The organism is Streptomyces sp. NPDC026301 (assembly GCF_055567935.1).
This window is the reverse complement of record NZ_JBVHPN010000005.1, coordinates 249,547-264,547: the sequence shown is the minus strand read 5'-3', so window position 1 is coordinate 264,547 and position 15,001 is coordinate 249,547. Positions and strand designations below refer to the sequence as shown.

At 71.8% G+C, this 15,001-nt stretch carries 14 protein-coding genes; 7 read left to right on the top strand and 7 right to left on the bottom strand.

Annotated elements, in window-relative coordinates; all coding sequences use genetic code 11:
- Nucleotides 1-179: 179 nt before the first annotated feature.
- The gene (locus ACZ4MH_RS10865) at nt 180-3,437 is read left to right on the top strand and encodes a sacsin N-terminal ATP-binding-like domain-containing protein (RefSeq protein WP_467754464.1); all 3,258 of its coding nucleotides are present in this window, start codon (nt 180-182) and stop codon (nt 3,435-3,437) included.
- A gap of 25 nt (nt 3,438-3,462) precedes the next feature.
- Here ACZ4MH_RS10865 and ACZ4MH_RS10860 read toward each other — a convergent pair whose 3' ends face one another.
- Nucleotides 3,463-5,874, bottom strand: a complete 2,412-nt coding sequence (locus ACZ4MH_RS10860) for an HAD-IC family P-type ATPase (protein WP_351594753.1) — start codon at nt 5,872-5,874, stop codon at nt 3,463-3,465.
- 41 nt (nt 5,875-5,915) lie between these two features.
- On the bottom strand, nt 5,916-6,197 hold the full coding sequence (locus tag ACZ4MH_RS10855; RefSeq protein ID WP_351594750.1) for a DUF2530 domain-containing protein: 282 nt from the start codon (nt 6,195-6,197) through the stop codon (nt 5,916-5,918).
- A gap of 253 nt (nt 6,198-6,450) precedes the next feature.
- On the opposite strand from ACZ4MH_RS10855, the gene ACZ4MH_RS10850 reads away from it, so the two are divergent.
- Nucleotides 6,451-7,923: an NCS2 family permease gene (locus ACZ4MH_RS10850; protein ID WP_351594747.1), complete on the top strand. Its 1,473-nt coding sequence runs from the start codon at nt 6,451-6,453 to the stop codon at nt 7,921-7,923.
- A 27-nt stretch (nt 7,924-7,950) separates the two neighbouring features.
- Here the strand turns inward: ACZ4MH_RS10850 and ACZ4MH_RS10845 are convergent, their stop codons facing one another.
- Nucleotides 7,951-8,139 carry a ribbon-helix-helix protein, CopG family gene (locus ACZ4MH_RS10845; RefSeq protein WP_351594744.1) on the bottom strand — a complete coding sequence of 63 codons (189 nt, stop codon included), beginning with the start codon at nt 8,137-8,139 and terminating at the stop codon, nt 7,951-7,953.
- 142 nt (nt 8,140-8,281) lie between these two features.
- Between ACZ4MH_RS10845 and ACZ4MH_RS10840 the strand changes: the two genes are divergently transcribed.
- The 3 genes from ACZ4MH_RS10840 to thpR all read left to right on the top strand — a co-directional run bounded on the left by ACZ4MH_RS10840 (nt 8,282) and on the right by thpR (nt 11,083).
- Entirely contained in the window at nt 8,282-8,719 is a 438-nt protein-coding gene (locus ACZ4MH_RS10840) for a MarR family winged helix-turn-helix transcriptional regulator (RefSeq protein WP_351594741.1), read from the top strand.
- A gap of 135 nt (nt 8,720-8,854) precedes the next feature.
- The gene (locus ACZ4MH_RS10835; RefSeq protein ID WP_351594738.1) at nt 8,855-10,396 is read left to right on the top strand and encodes an MFS transporter; all 1,542 of its coding nucleotides are present in this window, start codon (nt 8,855-8,857) and stop codon (nt 10,394-10,396) included.
- A 114-nt stretch (nt 10,397-10,510) separates the two neighbouring features.
- Nucleotides 10,511-11,083 (top strand): RNA 2',3'-cyclic phosphodiesterase, encoded by a 573-nt coding sequence (thpR, locus tag ACZ4MH_RS10830; protein WP_351594735.1) that lies wholly within the window; start codon nt 10,511-10,513, stop codon nt 11,081-11,083.
- A 181-nt stretch (nt 11,084-11,264) separates the two neighbouring features.
- Here the strand turns inward: thpR and ACZ4MH_RS10825 are convergent, their stop codons facing one another.
- Genes ACZ4MH_RS10825 through ACZ4MH_RS10815 form a run of 3 tightly spaced genes read right to left on the bottom strand, consistent with a single transcriptional unit; the run spans nt 11,265 to nt 13,224 of the window.
- The gene (locus ACZ4MH_RS10825; RefSeq protein WP_351594732.1) at nt 11,265-12,263 is read right to left on the bottom strand and encodes an aldo/keto reductase; all 999 of its coding nucleotides are present in this window, start codon (nt 12,261-12,263) and stop codon (nt 11,265-11,267) included.
- Nucleotides 12,245-12,451 carry a DUF397 domain-containing protein gene (locus ACZ4MH_RS10820; protein ID WP_351594729.1) on the bottom strand — a complete coding sequence of 69 codons (207 nt, stop codon included), beginning with the start codon at nt 12,449-12,451 and terminating at the stop codon, nt 12,245-12,247. Before ACZ4MH_RS10820 ends, ACZ4MH_RS10825 begins: the two co-directional genes overlap by 19 nt.
- Complete coding sequence (locus tag ACZ4MH_RS10815) at nt 12,448-13,224, bottom strand: helix-turn-helix domain-containing protein (RefSeq protein WP_351594726.1); 777 nt, start codon at nt 13,222-13,224, stop codon at nt 12,448-12,450. Before ACZ4MH_RS10815 ends, ACZ4MH_RS10820 begins: the two co-directional genes overlap by 4 nt.
- Before the next feature lie 120 nt (nt 13,225-13,344).
- Here ACZ4MH_RS10815 and ACZ4MH_RS10810 point away from each other — a divergent pair, with 120 nt between their 5' ends.
- Together ACZ4MH_RS10810 and ACZ4MH_RS10805 are read left to right on the top strand one after the other, a co-directional pair.
- Complete coding sequence (locus tag ACZ4MH_RS10810) at nt 13,345-13,758, top strand: hypothetical protein (RefSeq protein ID WP_351594723.1); 414 nt, start codon at nt 13,345-13,347, stop codon at nt 13,756-13,758.
- A 34-nt stretch (nt 13,759-13,792) separates the two neighbouring features.
- On the top strand, nt 13,793-14,254 hold the full coding sequence (locus tag ACZ4MH_RS10805) for a VOC family protein (protein ID WP_351594720.1): 462 nt from the start codon (nt 13,793-13,795) through the stop codon (nt 14,252-14,254).
- Nucleotides 14,255-14,259: 5 nt separating this feature from the next.
- On the opposite strand, the gene ACZ4MH_RS10800 is transcribed toward ACZ4MH_RS10805, so the two are convergent.
- A complete protein-coding gene (locus ACZ4MH_RS10800) occupies nt 14,260-14,946 on the bottom strand; it encodes a GDSL-type esterase/lipase family protein (RefSeq protein ID WP_351594717.1) in 687 nt (228 codons plus the stop codon).
- Nucleotides 14,947-15,001 lie beyond the last annotated feature (55 nt).

Below are 15,001 nucleotides of genomic sequence, written 5' to 3'. Positions count from 1 at the left end.
GGGCCCCCGCACAGCCGGGGCCCGCACACTCCTGACGCACACCGGGGCGCCGGATTCCGGCCCCGTTCGTGCCACGCCGACGTGGCGTGTCGTACCCCGGCCGTACCCGGGGCACCCGAGGCGGAAGAATGACACGTGAAGCCGCCGCGGGGCGGGAAGCTGTGTGCGAGGGAGCAGTCGTGAGCCGTAGGGCGACCGTCCGGAATCCCGTCGATGGTGCGGACCCCTTCGGAGCCGCGCGGTTGCGGCGGGGTGTGCTGGACGCCTGGGCCGGCTCCCCGGCCAGGTTCCGGGAGGACGCCAACGCCGAGGAGGACCTCGCGCTCGGCGGCTACCGCGACCGGCTCGTGGTCGAACTGGCGCAGAACGCGGCGGACGCGGCGGCCCGCGCCGGCGTCCCCGGGCGGCTGCGGCTGACCCTCCATCCCGGCGAGGACGGCGAGCACGCCGTGCTCGTGGCGTCCAACACCGGTGCGCCGCTGGACGCCACGGGCGTCGAATCGCTCGCCACCCTGCGCGCCTCCGCCAAGCGGGACAGCGACGCGTCGAGCGGCGCGGTCGGCCGCTTCGGCGTCGGCTTCGCGGCCGTACTGGCGGTGAGCGACGAACCGGCGGTGATCGGACGGACCGGCGGCGTGCGCTGGTCGCTGACCGAGGCGCGGACGCTGGCCATGGACGTCGCGGCCCACAGTCCAGGACTGGGCAACGAGCTGCGGCGCCGGGACGGCCACGTGCCGCTGCTGCGGCTGCCGCTGCCCGCCGAGGGCAGCGCACCGGAGGGGTACGACACCGCGGTGGTGCTGCCGCTGCGGGACGGCGCCGCCGAGGATCTGACGCGCCGTCTGCTGACCGCCGTCGACGACGCGCTGCTGCTGACCCTGCCCGGGCTGGCCGAGGTGGTGATCGATACCCCGGAGGGCGTACGGGAGCTGCGGCGCGGCGAGGACGGCCCGTACGTCGTCGTCGAGGACAGCGCCCGCGGCACGGCGCGCTGGCGGGTGGCCACCGACGGCGGCCCGCTGGAGCCCGCGCTGCTGGCCGACCGCCCCGTCGAGGAGCGGCTGCGGCCCGCCTGGTCGGTGACCTGGGCGGTGCCGGTGGACGCCGAGGGCGAGCCGGTACGTCCGGCCACCGCGCCCGTCGTGCACGCGCCGACCCCCACGGACGAGCCGCTCGGCCTGCCCGCGCTGCTCATCGCCTCACTCCCGCTGGAACCGACCCGCCGCCACGTCGCGCCGGGCCCGCTCGCCGACTTCCTCGCCGAGCGCGCCGCCGACACCTACGCCACCCTCCTGCGCGACTGGGAGCCGGTCTCCGTCGGCACCATCGACCTGGTGCCGGGGCCGCTGGGCAAGGGCGGCCTGGACGGCGAGCTGCGCCGCCTGGTCCTGGAGCGGCTGCCCCGGGTGCCGTTCCTGCCCAGCGCCGGTACGGGCGCCGCGCTGCGCCGCGAGGCCGACCGCGCGCTCGGCACGTGGCCCGAGGCCGACGAGCCGTTGGGCACCGAGCCCGAGGGCCCGCACGTGCTGCGCCCCGTCGAGGCCGAGCTGGCCGAGGGCGCGGGCGCCGAGACCGTCGCCGTACTGGCCGAGCTCTTCCCCAGCCTGCTGCCCGCGGGCCTGGAGCGGCGGCCCGAGCTGCGCGCGCTGGGCGTGGCCCGGGTGCCGCTGGGCGAGATCATCGACCGGCTGGCCGGGGTGGAGCGCACGCCGTCCTGGTGGCGGCGGCTGTACGAGTCGCTGGCCGGGACCGACCCGGACCGCCTCAGCGGCCTGCCCGTACCCCTCGCGGACGGCCGCACGACGATCGGGCCCCGCCAGGTGCTGCTGCCGGTCCGCGAGGACCGGCCGGACACGGAGGCCCGGCACCGGACGCTGGCCCGCCTCGGCCTGAAGGTCGCGCACCCGGACGCGGTGCACCCGCTGCTGGAGAAGCTGGGCGCGGTGCCCGCCACGCCCCGCGCGGTACTGAAGACCCCTCAGGTGCGGGCGGCCGTCGCGCACTCCCTGGAGGCGGCCGAGGACGAGTACGACGTCTTCGACGAGGAGACGGCGGACGGTCCCGGCGGCGCCCTCAGCGGCGAGGAGCTGGCCGAGGCCGTGCTCGGACTGGTCCGGGACGCCGGTCTCGCGCCGGGCGACGAGCCGTGGCTGGGCGCGCTCGCGCTGCCCGACGAGGACGGCGAGCCGGCCCCGGCCGGGGAGCTGGTCTATCCGGACAGCGCGTTCGAGCGGGTCATCCGGTCCGGCGAACTGGCCCGCGTGGACGAGGAGCTGGCCGCGCGCTGGGGCGAGCAGCCGCTCACCGCCGTCGGCGTGCTCGCGGACTTCGCGCTCGTCCGCGCCCAGGACGTGGTGCTGGACCCGGACGAGCTGGAGCCCCGGGACGGCGACTTCGCCGAGCCGGACGACGTCGGCCTGCTGGACGCGGTGGACGTGTGGTGCGAGGACGTCCTCGACGGCCTGCCCGAGACACCCGTGCCGCCGGTCGCCACCGAGATCGTCGCCGTACGGGACCTGGACCTGGTCGACGACGACGCCTGGCCGCAGGTGCTGGCCATGCTGTCGCGCCCGCCACTGCGGGACGCGCTGACCGCTCCGGTGCGCGTACTGCTCCCGGACGGCACGACGGAGACCGTGCGTCCGTACGCCGCGTGGTGGCTGCGCGGGCAGCCCGTGCTCGACGGCCGGCGGCCCGCCGGGCTGCGGGCTGCGGGCGGCGACCCGCTGCTCGCGGGCCTGTACGAGGCGGCGGACGCCGGCGACGTGGACGCGCAGGTGCTGCGCGCGCTGGGCGTGCGGACCTCGGTCGCGGCGCTGCTGGACGAGCCGGGCGGCGCCGCCGAGCTGCTCGCCCGGCTGGCCGACGAGGACGCCGAGGTGAGCGCCGCTCAGCTGCACGCGCTGTACGGCGAGCTGGCCGGGCTGGACCCCGAACAGGTCACGCTGCCCGACGAGCTGCGGGCCGTGGTGGGGGACGCGGTACGGGTGGTGGACGCGGCCGACGCGGTCATCGCGGACGCGCCCGACCTGCTGCCGCTCGCCGGGGACCGGCCGCTGCTGCCGGTGCGCCCTGCGCAGGCCGCGGCGCTGGCCGAGCTGCTCCAGGTACGGCGGCTGAGCGAGGAGTTCCCCGCAGAAGTACGCACCGAGGGCACCGTGCGCGAGGTGCCGGACGCGGTACGCGCGCTGCTCGGCCCGGACACGCCCGGCACGTACGTCGAGCACGACGAACTGCTGGTGACCACCGACACCGGGGACGCCGAGCTGGACTGGCGGCGCGCCGCCGACGGCACGGTGCACGCGGCGACGTTCGAGGGCGTGGCGGCCGGGCTGGCCTGGGCCACCGGCCAGTGGCCGCGCCGCTTCGAGGTGGCGGCGCTGCTGGAGGACCCGACGCGCACGGAGGAGCTGGCGCGGGCCCGCTGGTTCGACTGACCGTCAGAGCCTGTGTCACAGGCTCTCAGCCCGGCGTCCGGCGGCCCAGCCACCGCCAGGTGATCTCCAGTGCCGCGGCGGCGGCCGCCGCCATCGCCACGGCCGCCCACGGCATCGTCGTACCGACCAGCCTGAGCTGGAAGAACGACTGGAGCCAGGGGACCGCGAGGACCACGAGGAAGCCCGCGCCCATCGCCAGGACCAGGCCGATCCGCCACCAGGTGTACGGCCGGGCGATGATCGCCAGGACCCAGAGCGCGGTGAGGAAGAGCGTCAGGGTCGCCACGCTGGTCTCGGACCGCAGCGCGTCCGGCCCGGAGTAGTGGCTCCGGGCCAGCAGGTACATCGTGAACGCCGCGGCGCCCGTGATCAGCCCGGAGGGGATCGCGTACCGCATGACGCGCCGTACGAAGTGCGGGCGCGCCCGTTCCTTGTTGGGCGCCAGGGCCAGGAAGAAGGCCGGTACGCCGATCGTCAGCGTGGAGAGCAGCGTCAGGTGGCGCGGCAGGTACGGGTACGGGATCTGCCAGCAGGCGACGAGCAGCGCGAGCAGGACGGAGTACACCGTCTTGGTGAGGAAGAGCGTCGCGACGCGGGTGATGTTGCCGATGACCCGGCGGCCCTCGGCGACGACCGCCGGGAGGGCAGCGAAGCTGTTGTCCAACAGCACGATCTGGGCGACAGCCCGAGTCGCTTCGCTCCCGGACCCCATCGCGACGCCGATGTCGGCGTCCTTCAGTGCCAGCACGTCGTTCACGCCGTCGCCGGTCATCGCGACGTGGTGGCCGCGCGACTGGAGGGCCGTGACCATGCCGCGCTTCTGCCGCGGGGTGACCCGGCCGAAGACCGTACCGTCCTCCAGCGCCCCGGCCAGCGCATCCGGCCCGTCGGGCAGCCGGCGGGCGTCCACGGGGCTCTCCGCCCCCGGCAGGCCGAGTTCGGCGGCGACCGCACCCACCGAAACCGCGTTGTCCCCGGAGAGCACCTTCGTGCGGACCCGCTGCTCGGCGAAGTACCGCAGGGTCTCGGGGGCGTCCGCGCGGAGCCGCTGGGCCAGGACGACCAGCGCGGTGGGGGTGAGGTGCTCGGTCACGGCGGGGTCGGCCGGCTCGCGTTCCGCACGGGCCAGCAGCAGGACGCGCAGACCCCGGGAGTTGAGGTCGTCGGTCTCGGCGAGCGTGCCGTCGCCCTCGGGGAGCAGCACGTCGGGGGCGCCGAGCAGCCAGTTCGTGCTCTCGCCGTCGGGCCCGTTGAGGGACGCGCCGCTGTACTTGCGGGCCGAGGAGAACGGCAGCGACTCCGTGCAGCGCCAGGCGTCGTCCGCCGGGTACGCGTCGATGACCGCCTGCAGCGAGGCGTTCGGCCGCGGGTCGCACTCGCCGAGCGCGCCGAGCACCTGCCGTACGTACTCCTCGTCGGCGCCGTGCAGCGGCCGCAGCTCGCTGACGTCCATGCCGCCCTCGGTGAGCGTCCCGGTCTTGTCCAGGCAGACCACGTCCACGCGGGCCAGGCCCTCGATCGCGGGCAGCTCCTGGACCAGGCACTGCCGGCGGCCGAGCCGGATGACGCCGATGGCGAAGGCGACCGAGGTGAGCAGCACCAGGCCCTCGGGGATCATCGGGACGATCCCGGCGACCATCCGCCGGACCGCGTCGTCACCGCCCATGTTCAGCGTGAAGAGGTGACTGAGGACGAGTCCGATCGCCGTCGGGACCATCATCCACGTGACGTACTTCAGGATCATGCTGATGCCGCTGCGCAGCTCGGAGTCGACGAGCGTGAAGCGGGAGGCTTCCTCGGCGAGCTGCGCAGCGTAGGCCGCGCGGCCGACCTTCGTGGCGGTGAAGGCGCCGCCGCCCGCGACCACGAAGCTGCCGGAGAGCACCGGGTCGCCGGGCCGTTTCAGTACCGGGTCGGCCTCGCCGGTCAGCAGCGACTCATCGATCTCCAGCCCGTCCGCCTCGGCCACCTCGCCGTCGACGATCACCTTGTCGCCGGGCCCCAGCTCGATGAGGTCGCCGAGGACGACCTCGGAGGAGGGGACCTCGGCGGCCGTGCCGTCGCGGCGTACGGTCGGCCGGGACTCGCCGACGACGGCGAGCCGGTCCAGCGTCCGTTTGGCGCGCAGCTCCTGGATGATGCCGATGCCGGTGTTGGCGACGATGACGAAGCCGAAGAGGCCGTCCTGGATCGGGCCGATGACCAGGATGACCGCGAAGAGGACGCCGATGATGGCGTTGAAGCGGGTGAGGACGTTCGCGCGGACGATCTCGGCGGCGGAGCGCGAGGACCGTACCGGAACGTCGTTGACCTCGCCGCGGGCCACCCGTTCCGCGACCTCGGCGGCGGTCAGCCCGCCGTGGGCGCGCGCGGGCGCCAGCGCGGAGTACCGGTCGGCGGACTGTGGGGGCTGTGGGGGCTGCGCCCGTTCCGTCATGCGTCCGACGCTACGGGCAGCGTGCCCGGATCACCCGCTGATCAGGCGTCCGGTGTGGTCGCGGCGGCGGTGCGCCGCTCCGCCGCGTCCCGCTTGATGGCCGCGTCGCGCTTGCGGACGTACCAGATGCCGAGCAGCCCGAGGAGGCCGCCGGCCAGGCAGGTCCATACCCACCACGTGTTCTTGTGGTCGGCGAACCAGTCGTAGAAGGGGAGCTGCGCCAGGAAGAGGACGAACCAGATGACGGTGCCGCCGGTGATGGTGGCGACGACGGGCCCCTCCAGGGGCGCGGGCGCCTCGCGCAGTTCGGACTTCTTCCACATACGGGCAAGCTTACGGCGACCGACCGCCCGGCTTCTCCAGGCACCTCCGCGGACCCCTCGCACCCCAGTCGCCCCAAAGGTCTACGCGCGGAGATAGCGATCATGCATTTGTTGTTTCATACTGAACCTTTCCGGATCTGACCGGTTTCTGTCGTCTGATAGAACAAACCTGATCCGATCGTTGCGTGGCCCGGCTCCCGGGCTGCCGCGCCTCCCAGGCCCGTCACAGGCCCGTACAACTGAGGTCTCACCGATGCCCACCCCGGCCACCACTCAGGCCGACGCCGATTCCCCGGCCGGCGCCACGCCCGAGCCCAAGAACGGTCTCGACCGGTTCTTCCAGATCTCCGCACGCCGCTCCACGGTCTCCCGTGAGGTACGCGGCGGACTGGCCACCTTCTTCGCGATGGCCTACATCGTGATCCTGAACCCGATCATCCTGGCCGGCGGCCAGGACATGCACGGGCACCACCTGGACAACGCCCAGCTGGTCACTGCCACCGCCCTGATGGCGGGCCTGACCACCGTCCTGATGGGCCTCATCGGCAACGTCCCGATCGCGCTCGCCGCCGGACTGGGCATCAACGCGCTGGTCTCGCTCCAGCTCGCGCCCAAGATGACCTGGCCGGACGCGATGGGCATGGTCGTCTGGGCCGGCATCGTGCTGATGATCCTGGTCGCCTCCGGCCTGCGGCAGCGCGTCATGGACGCCATCCCCAACGGGCTGCGGCGCGCGATCGCGATCGGCATCGGCCTGTTCATCACCATGATCGGCCTGGTCGACTCCGGCTTCGTCTCGCGCAACCCGGACTCGGCGCACACCACCGTGCCGCTCGGCCTCGGCACCGGTGGCCAGCTGCAGGGCTGGCCGGTGCTGGTCTTCGTGCTCGGCCTGGCGCTGATGTTCATCCTGACCGTGCGGAAGACCAAGGGCGCGATCCTCATCGGAATCGTCGCCATGACCGTCGTCGCGATCATCATCAACACCGTCGCGGGCCTTCCGGACAGCGCCTGGGGCCTGGCCGTCCCGAAGATCCCGGACGCGGTCGTCGGCACGCCGGACTTCTCCCTGGTCGGTCAGATCAGCCTCTTCGGCGGCTTCCAGAAGGTCGGCCTGCTGACCGGCTGCCTCTTCGTCTTCACCGTGCTGCTCTCCGGCTTCTTCGACGCGATGGGCACGATCATCGGCGTCGGCGAGGAGAGCGGGCTGGCCGACAAGAACGGCCAGCTGCCGCGCATGGGCCGCATCCTGATGATGGACGGCATCGGCGTCGCGGGCGGCGGCCTCGGCTCCTGCTCGGCCAACACCTGCTTTGTTGAATCCACGGCGGGTGTCGGCGAGGGCGCCCGTACGGGCCTGGCGAACGTGGTCACCGGCGGGCTCTTCCTGCTCACGCTGGTCTTCAACCCGCTCGCCACGGTCGTCCCGTCGCAGGCCGCCACCCCGGCCCTGGTCGTCGTCGGCTTCCTGATCATGGCGTCGAACGTCCGCGAGATCGACTGGAGTGACGCCACCGTCGGCATCCCGGCGTTCCTGACGATCGTCTCGATGCCCTTCACCTACAGCATCACCAACGGCATCGGCATCGGCGTCCTCGCCTTCATCCTGCTGCGGTCCGCGACCGGCCGCTTCAAGGAGATCCCCTGGCTGCTGGACGTCGTCGGCCTCTGCTTCCTGGTGTACTTCCTGCTCAACCCGATCGAGCAGGCACTGGGTCTGAAGTAGCGGTACGAGCACAAAGCGGGCCTCCCGCTATATCGGCGGCGCGGCGTAGAACCGCTCCGTCTCCTCGACCGACGTCGCGAAGCGTTCGTCGAAGTCCTCGCGCATGAGCGTCCGGATCACGTAATCCTGGACGCTCATGCCGCGTTTGGCCGCGTGCTGTCCGATGCGCTCCAGCAGCTCACCGTCGACGCGCAGGCTGAGCACTCTCGATCCCATGCGGTCAACGGTCCTCGCAGGAGTGGCCCCGGCGCGTCACTTTCCGGAAACAGCTCACCCGTATGGGTGATGAGTGGCTGATGCAGGAAGACCGGAAACTCTCGACTTTCTTTAGCGAGAGTAATGAGTTACGCTAACAAACATGCCGGAACTGTCCCTCGGTGACGACGCTGCCGCCGTGAACGCGCTGCGGTCCGCCGTCATGCGCCTCTCCCGCCGGATCAAGCACCAGCGGGTCGATGAATCGCTCAGCCCCACCGAGATGTCGGTGCTGGGCACCCTCGCGCGCTGCGGCACCGCCACCCCTGGTGAGCTGGCCCGCAAGGAGCACGTCCAGCCGCCGTCGATGACCCGCATCGTGGCGATGCTCGAAGCCAAGGGACTGGTCCGACTGGAGCCGCACCCCGACGACCGGCGCCAGAAGGTCGTCACGCAGACCGAGCAGGCGGAGGCGATGCTCGACGAGAGCCGCCGCCGGCGCAACGTCTGGCTGGCCGAGCTGGCCTCCGGCCTGGACGAGGACGAGTGGGCCACGCTCCGGGCCGCCGCGCCCGTACTGGAAAAGCTCGCGCACTTGTAGCGCGTACGTGAAGCGCGTACGTACCGCTGAAGCGCGTACGTACCGCGCGCGGCGAGCCGCCGACCCGGGGAGCGGGACCACCGATGCCGAAGCCACCGAAGCACAGCCACCGACCGCCGAGGAGGCGAACCCACTTTGAGTACGGGATCCGGAGCAGACTCCGCCCCCGCACCTGATCACGACGACCACGCGACCGGCGCGACCCACGCCGCCCCCGCGCCCCAGGCGCCTGCCGCCGCGCCTGCTGCTGCGGCGCCCGCTGCCGCTGCCGCCAAGCCGCGCGAGGGCACCGAGAGTGCCCAGCGCACCAAGGACGCCGAGAGTGCCCAGCGCACCAAGGACGCCGAGAGTGCCCAGCGCATCAAGGGCGCCAAGAGTGGCCAGCGCACCAAGGGCACCTTCAGCTCGCTGCGTATCCGCAACTACCGTCTCTTCGCCACCGGCCAGGTCGTCTCCAACACCGGCACCTGGATGCAGCGCATCGCCCAGGACTGGCTGGTACTGAGCCTCACCGGCTCCTCCGCCGCCGTCGGCATCACGACGGCCCTGCAGTTCCTGCCCATGCTGCTCTTCGGGCTGTACGGCGGTGTCATCGCCGACCGGCTGCCCAAGCGCAAGCTGCTCCTGCTCACCCAGGCCGCGATGGGCCTCACGGGACTCGCCCTCGCGGTGCTGACGCTGACCGGACAGGTGCAGGTCTGGCACGTCTACCTCGTCGCCTTCCTGCTCGGCCTGGTCACGGTCGTCGACAACCCGGCGCGGCAGTCGTTCGTCTCCGAGATGGTCGGCCCCGACGACATCCGCAACGCCGTCAGCCTGAACTCCGCGAACTTCCAGTCGGCGCGGCTGGTCGGCCCCGCCGTCGCCGGCGTGCTGATCACCGCCGTCGGCAGCGGCTGGGCCTTCATGCTCAACGGCCTGTCCTTCATCGCGCCGATCGTCGGCCTGCTCATGATGCGCTCCTCCGAGCTGCACCAGGGCAAGGTCGTGCCGCGCGGCAAGGGCCAGCTCCGCGAGGGCCTGCGTTACGTCGCGGGGCGCCCCGACCTGATCTGGCCCATCGTCCTGGTCGGCTTCATCGGCACCTTCGGCTTCAACTTCCCGATCTGGCTGACCGCCTTCGTCGACAAGGTCTACCACTCGGGCGCCGGCACGTACGGCCTGCTCAACACGTTGATGGCGGCCGGTTCGCTGGCCGGCGCGCTGCTCGCGGCCCGGCGCGGCACGTCCCGCCTCCGGCTGCTGGTCGGCGCGGCCCTCGCGTTCGGCGTCCTGGAGATCGCGGCCTCGCTCGCCCCGACGTTCTGGCTGTACGCGGTGCTCCTGGTCCCGATCGGGATGTGCGGCCTGACGATCAACGTCACCGCGAACTCCAGCGTCCAGCTGGCGACCGACCCCGCGATGCGCGGCCGCGTGATGAGCCTGTTCATGATGGTCTTCATGGGCGGCACCCCGCTGGGCGCCCCGCTGGTCGGCTGGATCACGGACGCGTACGGCGCCCGCATCGGCTTCCTGTCGGGCGGCGCGATTTCCGCGCTTGCGGCGGTGGGGGTGGGCCTGTTCCTGGCCCGCGCCGGGGGTCTGCGTCTGAAGATCGACCTCCGCCGGGGTCACCAGCACCTCGCGTTCGTACCGCGCGAAGGCGCGTCCCGGGAACGGGTCGCTGCCGCGGTGTGAGCGTCGCCGGCTGCGGACTCGTCGTGGTTGCTCGCGCAGTTCCCCGCGCCCCCGAAGGGGCGCGGGGAACTGCGCGAACGGCCCCAGCGGCGCCGCACACGCGAAAATAACCGCATGAGACTCTTCGCGGCGGTCCTCCCGCCCCAGGCGGCAATCGACGGGCTGGCCGCAGAGACGGCCGCCCTGCACCGGCTGCCCGGCGCGGAGCGCCTCCGGTGGACCGGCCGCGACGGCTGGCACTTCACGCTCGCCTTCTACGGCGAGGTCGCCGAGGACCTGCTCCCCGAGCTGCACACCCGGCTGGCCCGTGCGGCCCACCGCCACCCCCCGTTCCCACTGCGCATCAGCGGCAGCGGCCGGTTCGACCACAAGGTGCTGTGGGCGGGCGCGGCCGGCGGCCGCGAGCCGATGCGGCACCTCGCGGACTCCGCGGGGGCGGCGGCGCGCCGGGCCGGCGTAGACGTGGGCGAGCACCGCCGCTACACCCCGCACCTGACGCTGGCGCGCCACCGGGGCGGCGAGGCCCGGGTGGACCTCGCCCCCTTCGTCGACGCGCTCGCCGCGTACGAGAGCGCGGAGTGGCAGGTGGCCGAGCTGGCCCTGGTCCGCAGCAACCTCCCCGCCTCCGGCGTCCCCGGCGAACAGCCCCGGTACGAGACGGTGGCGACGTGGCCGCTGGGCCACTGAGCGGGGCCGGGCGGTACTGCCTGCGGGCTCGCCCCGCCGTCCGGTTACGCTCAAAGGGTGGATCCCAAGACCCGTAACCGGATCATGTCCGGCCTGCTCGCTGTGCTGCTGATCGTCGTCATCGTGGCGGCCGCCCTTCAGTGACGGCCGCGCCGTCGCCGTACGACATGTGCGGGGCGGCCTACCAGGCGAACGCCTCGGGAGACGGCCCCGGCCCCGGGAAGATCTCCTCCAGCGACCGCAGCAGCTCGTCCGGCAGCGTCAGCTCAACGGCGCGGAGCGCCGACGCGAGCTGGTCCGTCGTACGCGGCCCGACGATCGGCCCCGTCACGCCGGGCCGGGTGAGCAGCCACGCCAGCGCGACCTCGCCCGGCTCCAGCCCGTACTTGGCCACGACGTCCTCGTACGCCTGGATCTGCGCCCGCGCGGCCGGATCGGCGAGCGTGTCGGCGGCCCGTCCCGAGGTCGAACGCGCCGCGCCGCCCTCCCTCTCCTTCCGAATGGCGCCGCCCAGCAGCCCGCCGTGCAGCGGCGACCACGGGATCACCCCGAGCCCGTAGCCCTCGGCTGCCGGAATGACCTCCATCTCGGCCCGCCGCTCGGCGAGGTTGTACAGACACTGCTCGCTGACCAGCCCGTACGAACCGCGCCGCGCGGCGGTCTCGTTGGCCTGCGCGATGTGCCACCCGGCATGGTTGGACGATCCCGCGTACAGGATCTTCCCCTGCTGCACGAGCACGTCGATCGCCTGCCAGATCTCATCCCAAGGCGTCGCGCGGTCCACATGATGGAACTGGTACAGATCGATGTACTCGGTCCCCAGCCGCTTGAGGCTGGCGTCCACGGCCCGCCGGATGTTCACGGCGGACAGCTTGTCGTGGTTGGGCCACACGGTGTCGCCGTCCGGCGCCATGTTCCCGTAGACCTTGGTCGCCAGCACGACCTTGTCACGCCGGCCCCCGCCTTTGGCGAACCAGGACCCGACGATCTCTTCCGTACGGCCCTTGTTCTCGCCCCACCCGTAGACGTTGGCGGTGTCGAAGAAGTTGACGCCCGCGCCCAGCGCGGCGTCCATGATCGTGTGACTGTCGCCCTCGTCGGTCTGCGGCCCGAAGTTCATCGTCCCGAGAACGAGTCGACTGACCTTGAGCCCGGTACGTCCTAGCTGCGTGTACTCCATGACCCCTCAGCCAACGCCTTGGAGTCCACTCGAATCAAGTGAATGAACGCGGCCCAGGAGTCGGGGGAGGCGGTGAGGGAGGGACGCGCTATGTCTTTGGAGTCCCGGACGTGGATGGCGGAGGGGGCGACTGCGACTTCGATGCACTCGCCCTGGTCGCCGCTGTAGCTGCTCTTGAACCAGTTCATAGTCCTCGTGCCACCTGTTCGATGAGTTCCGCGGAGTCTTCGGGGCTGAGAGCCTGAGCTCGCAGAATGCCATACCGTGCGAACAGATCGCCCAGGTCGGGCTGTTCGTCTACGAAAAAGCCTCCGCTCTGTCCTTCGACGTAGGCGAGCTGCCGCCGCTTGGCCGTCTCCAAGAGGATCATCGGGCCGTTCAGTCCCGCGTGCGTCTGCCGAGTGGGCGGCATCACCTGGATCTCGACGTTGCGGAGGCGGGCGATGTCCAGGATGTGGTGCAGCGCCTCCTTGAGCACGGACGGACCTCCCAAGGGACGGGTGATGGCGATCTGCTCCAGTACGAAACTGATGACCGGCGCCGGTTCTCGGCGGATCAGCTTCTGGCGGTCCAGCCGCGTGGCGACCCGTGCGTTGACTTCGTCATCGTTGAGCGGAGGGCAGTGGCAGTTGAAGACCGCGTGCGCGTAGGCGCCGGTCTGGAGCTGTCCCGGGATGACGTGATTCTGGTACGTGTGCAGGGCGACAGCTTCGGCCTCCACCTCCGCGTATTCCTCGGTCCACGTCGGCAAATGACTGACGTGCAGTTGCTCAGCGGCCACCAGAAGCGCGCCTCGGGCGCCCACCGCGTCGTCCGCCAGTGGGGCGAAGTCCCCCTTCGGAGGCCGGTCTCCCCGTTCCACCATGGCGACTTGGGACTTGGAGAACCCCACCCGTCTGCCCAATGCCTCCTGCGTCAGCCCCGCCTGCTCGCGGAAAAAGCGCAGCATCGCTCCGAACATCCGCCTATTAGCGGAGCCGTTTCCACTGCTGTGCACAGCACCCTCCCCTTGATTCACTGCACTTCACCACTCCCGTGTGGCACTGGTCACAGTGAACTCGCGAGCGCAATCGTCTGACGCATGAACCGACGAATCTCACCCGATCTCGTACCTGACTGGCTGCCCGCCACCGGGCACGCGCTTCGTCACGTCGGCGTCCACTTCGACGCCATCCGGATCGCCGACTTCACCGGCGAGCAAGTCGCCTTCGAGATCATGCAGTTCACGGATTTCCGGGCCGGGCCGATCGTGCGGACCGCGACCGGGGGCCGGTATTCGTACTTCCTGCTGCCGCCGAAGAGCGCCGCCGCATACGTCTGGCCGCCCGGGGCGCGCGATCTCGGGAGGGGCGGCCGGGAGGCCGCATTCGTGGGGGTGCCGGCGTTGTACGGGAACACCTGGCCACTGGAGTGGCGCTCGCTGCCGTGCGCCGAAGCGCCCTTCGTGGAGGCGGGGTTGCTGCACGAGATGGTCGCGCGGGTGGGCGCGTCTTGACCTCAAGCGGAGTTGAGGTCGTAGCGTCGCCGTCATGACCAGCATCCGCATTCCCGGCCGTTACCGCTACGCCGCCGTCCCGCACATCATGATCGACGGCGCCGCCGAGGCAATGGCCTTCTACGCGACCGCGTTCGGAGCCGAGGAGGTCATGCGCATCGCCCGGCCCGACGGACGGATCCTGCACGCCGAGATCCGGATCGACGATTCGGTCCTCATGGTCGGCGACGGGGACGGCGGCGCATTTCTCGACCCGCGGAAGGCGGGCGGTACGACGGTGGGGCTGCACGTGTACGTCGAGGACGTCGACGCGCTGTACCGCCGGGCCGTGGCGGCCGGCGCGGAGTCGCTCCAGCCGCCCACCGACATGTTCTACGGCGACCGGACCGTCATGCTGAAGGACCCCTTCGGGCACGTCTGGGTCTTCCTGACGCAGGTCGAGGACCTTTCGCCGGAGGAGGTCGCCCGGCGGGGCAACGAACTGCTCCGGGGGTAGGCGGCTCAGGACGCCGGTTCGTACGGGGCGCCCACGTCCCACGCCTGGTGCATCGCGTCGGCGAAGGCCGCGGCCAGCAGGTGTTCGCCGGAGGGGGAGGGGTGCGTGCCGTCGTACGTGTCGCGGTCCAGGGAGTAGTCCTCCGGGGGCGACGCGAGGAGCAGCGGCGACATCGGGGTGGAGAGGTCGGCGACGGCCTTGGCCAGTAGTTCGTTGAAGCGGTCGCACTGCGCGGCGAAGTCGGGGTCCCCGGCCGCCCGGATGTTGGGGATGACAGGCAGGAGTACGGCCCGTACGCGCGGCCGCGCGGCCCGCGCCTCGGCGAGGAAGCGGCGGGCGTTCTCGGCGGTCTGGTCCGCGTCCGTGTAGAAGCCGAGGTCTATGAGGCCGAGCGAGACGAGGAGCGTGTCGGCCTTGTGCGCGCGGACGGCCTCGCCGATGAGCGGGGCCATGTGCAGCCAGCCCTCGCCCCATCCGGCGAGATGGCGGCGGGCGCGCTCGGGAAAGTCGGGGTCGCCGTAGTCGTACGAGACGGGCTCGGCCTTGGGGATGTCGTACAGCGCGTCACGCGGGCCGACGATGCGGTACGGGCCGCCGTACGTGCGGTTGAGGTGCTGCCACATGCGGTAACGCCAGGTGTAATCGCCGGCGCTCCCGACCGTCATCGAGTCGCCGACAAACATGATCCGCATTCGGCCATCTTCGCCGATCGCCGGGCGTGCCGGTAGGTGACGCTGGACACTCGCC

Bases quoted from the DNA above. Each gene is read 5' to 3' on its own strand.
- ACZ4MH_RS10820 (WP_351594729.1), bottom strand. From the start codon at position 12,451: ATGAACTGGTTCAAGAGCAGCTACAGCGGCGACCAGGGCGAGTGCATC.
- ACZ4MH_RS10800 (WP_351594717.1), bottom strand. From the start codon at position 14,946: ATGCGGATCATGTTTGTCGGCGACTCGATGACGGTCGGGAGCGCCGGC.
- ACZ4MH_RS10805 (WP_351594720.1), top strand. From the start codon at position 13,793: ATGACCAGCATCCGCATTCCCGGCCGTTACCGCTACGCCGCCGTCCCG.
- ACZ4MH_RS10810 (WP_351594723.1), top strand. From the start codon at position 13,345: ATGAACCGACGAATCTCACCCGATCTCGTACCTGACTGGCTGCCCGCC.
- ACZ4MH_RS10855 (WP_351594750.1), bottom strand. From the start codon at position 6,197: ATGTGGAAGAAGTCCGAACTGCGCGAGGCGCCCGCGCCCCTGGAGGGG.
- ACZ4MH_RS10840 (WP_351594741.1), top strand. From the start codon at position 8,282: ATGCCGGAACTGTCCCTCGGTGACGACGCTGCCGCCGTGAACGCGCTG.
- ACZ4MH_RS10860 (WP_351594753.1), bottom strand. From the start codon at position 5,874: ATGACGGAACGGGCGCAGCCCCCACAGCCCCCACAGTCCGCCGACCGG.
- ACZ4MH_RS10825 (WP_351594732.1), bottom strand. From the start codon at position 12,263: ATGGAGTACACGCAGCTAGGACGTACCGGGCTCAAGGTCAGTCGACTC.
- ACZ4MH_RS10850 (WP_351594747.1), top strand. From the start codon at position 6,451: ATGCCCACCCCGGCCACCACTCAGGCCGACGCCGATTCCCCGGCCGGC.
- ACZ4MH_RS10845 (WP_351594744.1), bottom strand. From the start codon at position 8,139: ATGGGATCGAGAGTGCTCAGCCTGCGCGTCGACGGTGAGCTGCTGGAG.
- ACZ4MH_RS10815 (WP_351594726.1), bottom strand. From the start codon at position 13,224: ATGTTCGGAGCGATGCTGCGCTTTTTCCGCGAGCAGGCGGGGCTGACG.
- thpR (WP_351594735.1), top strand. From the start codon at position 10,511: ATGAGACTCTTCGCGGCGGTCCTCCCGCCCCAGGCGGCAATCGACGGG.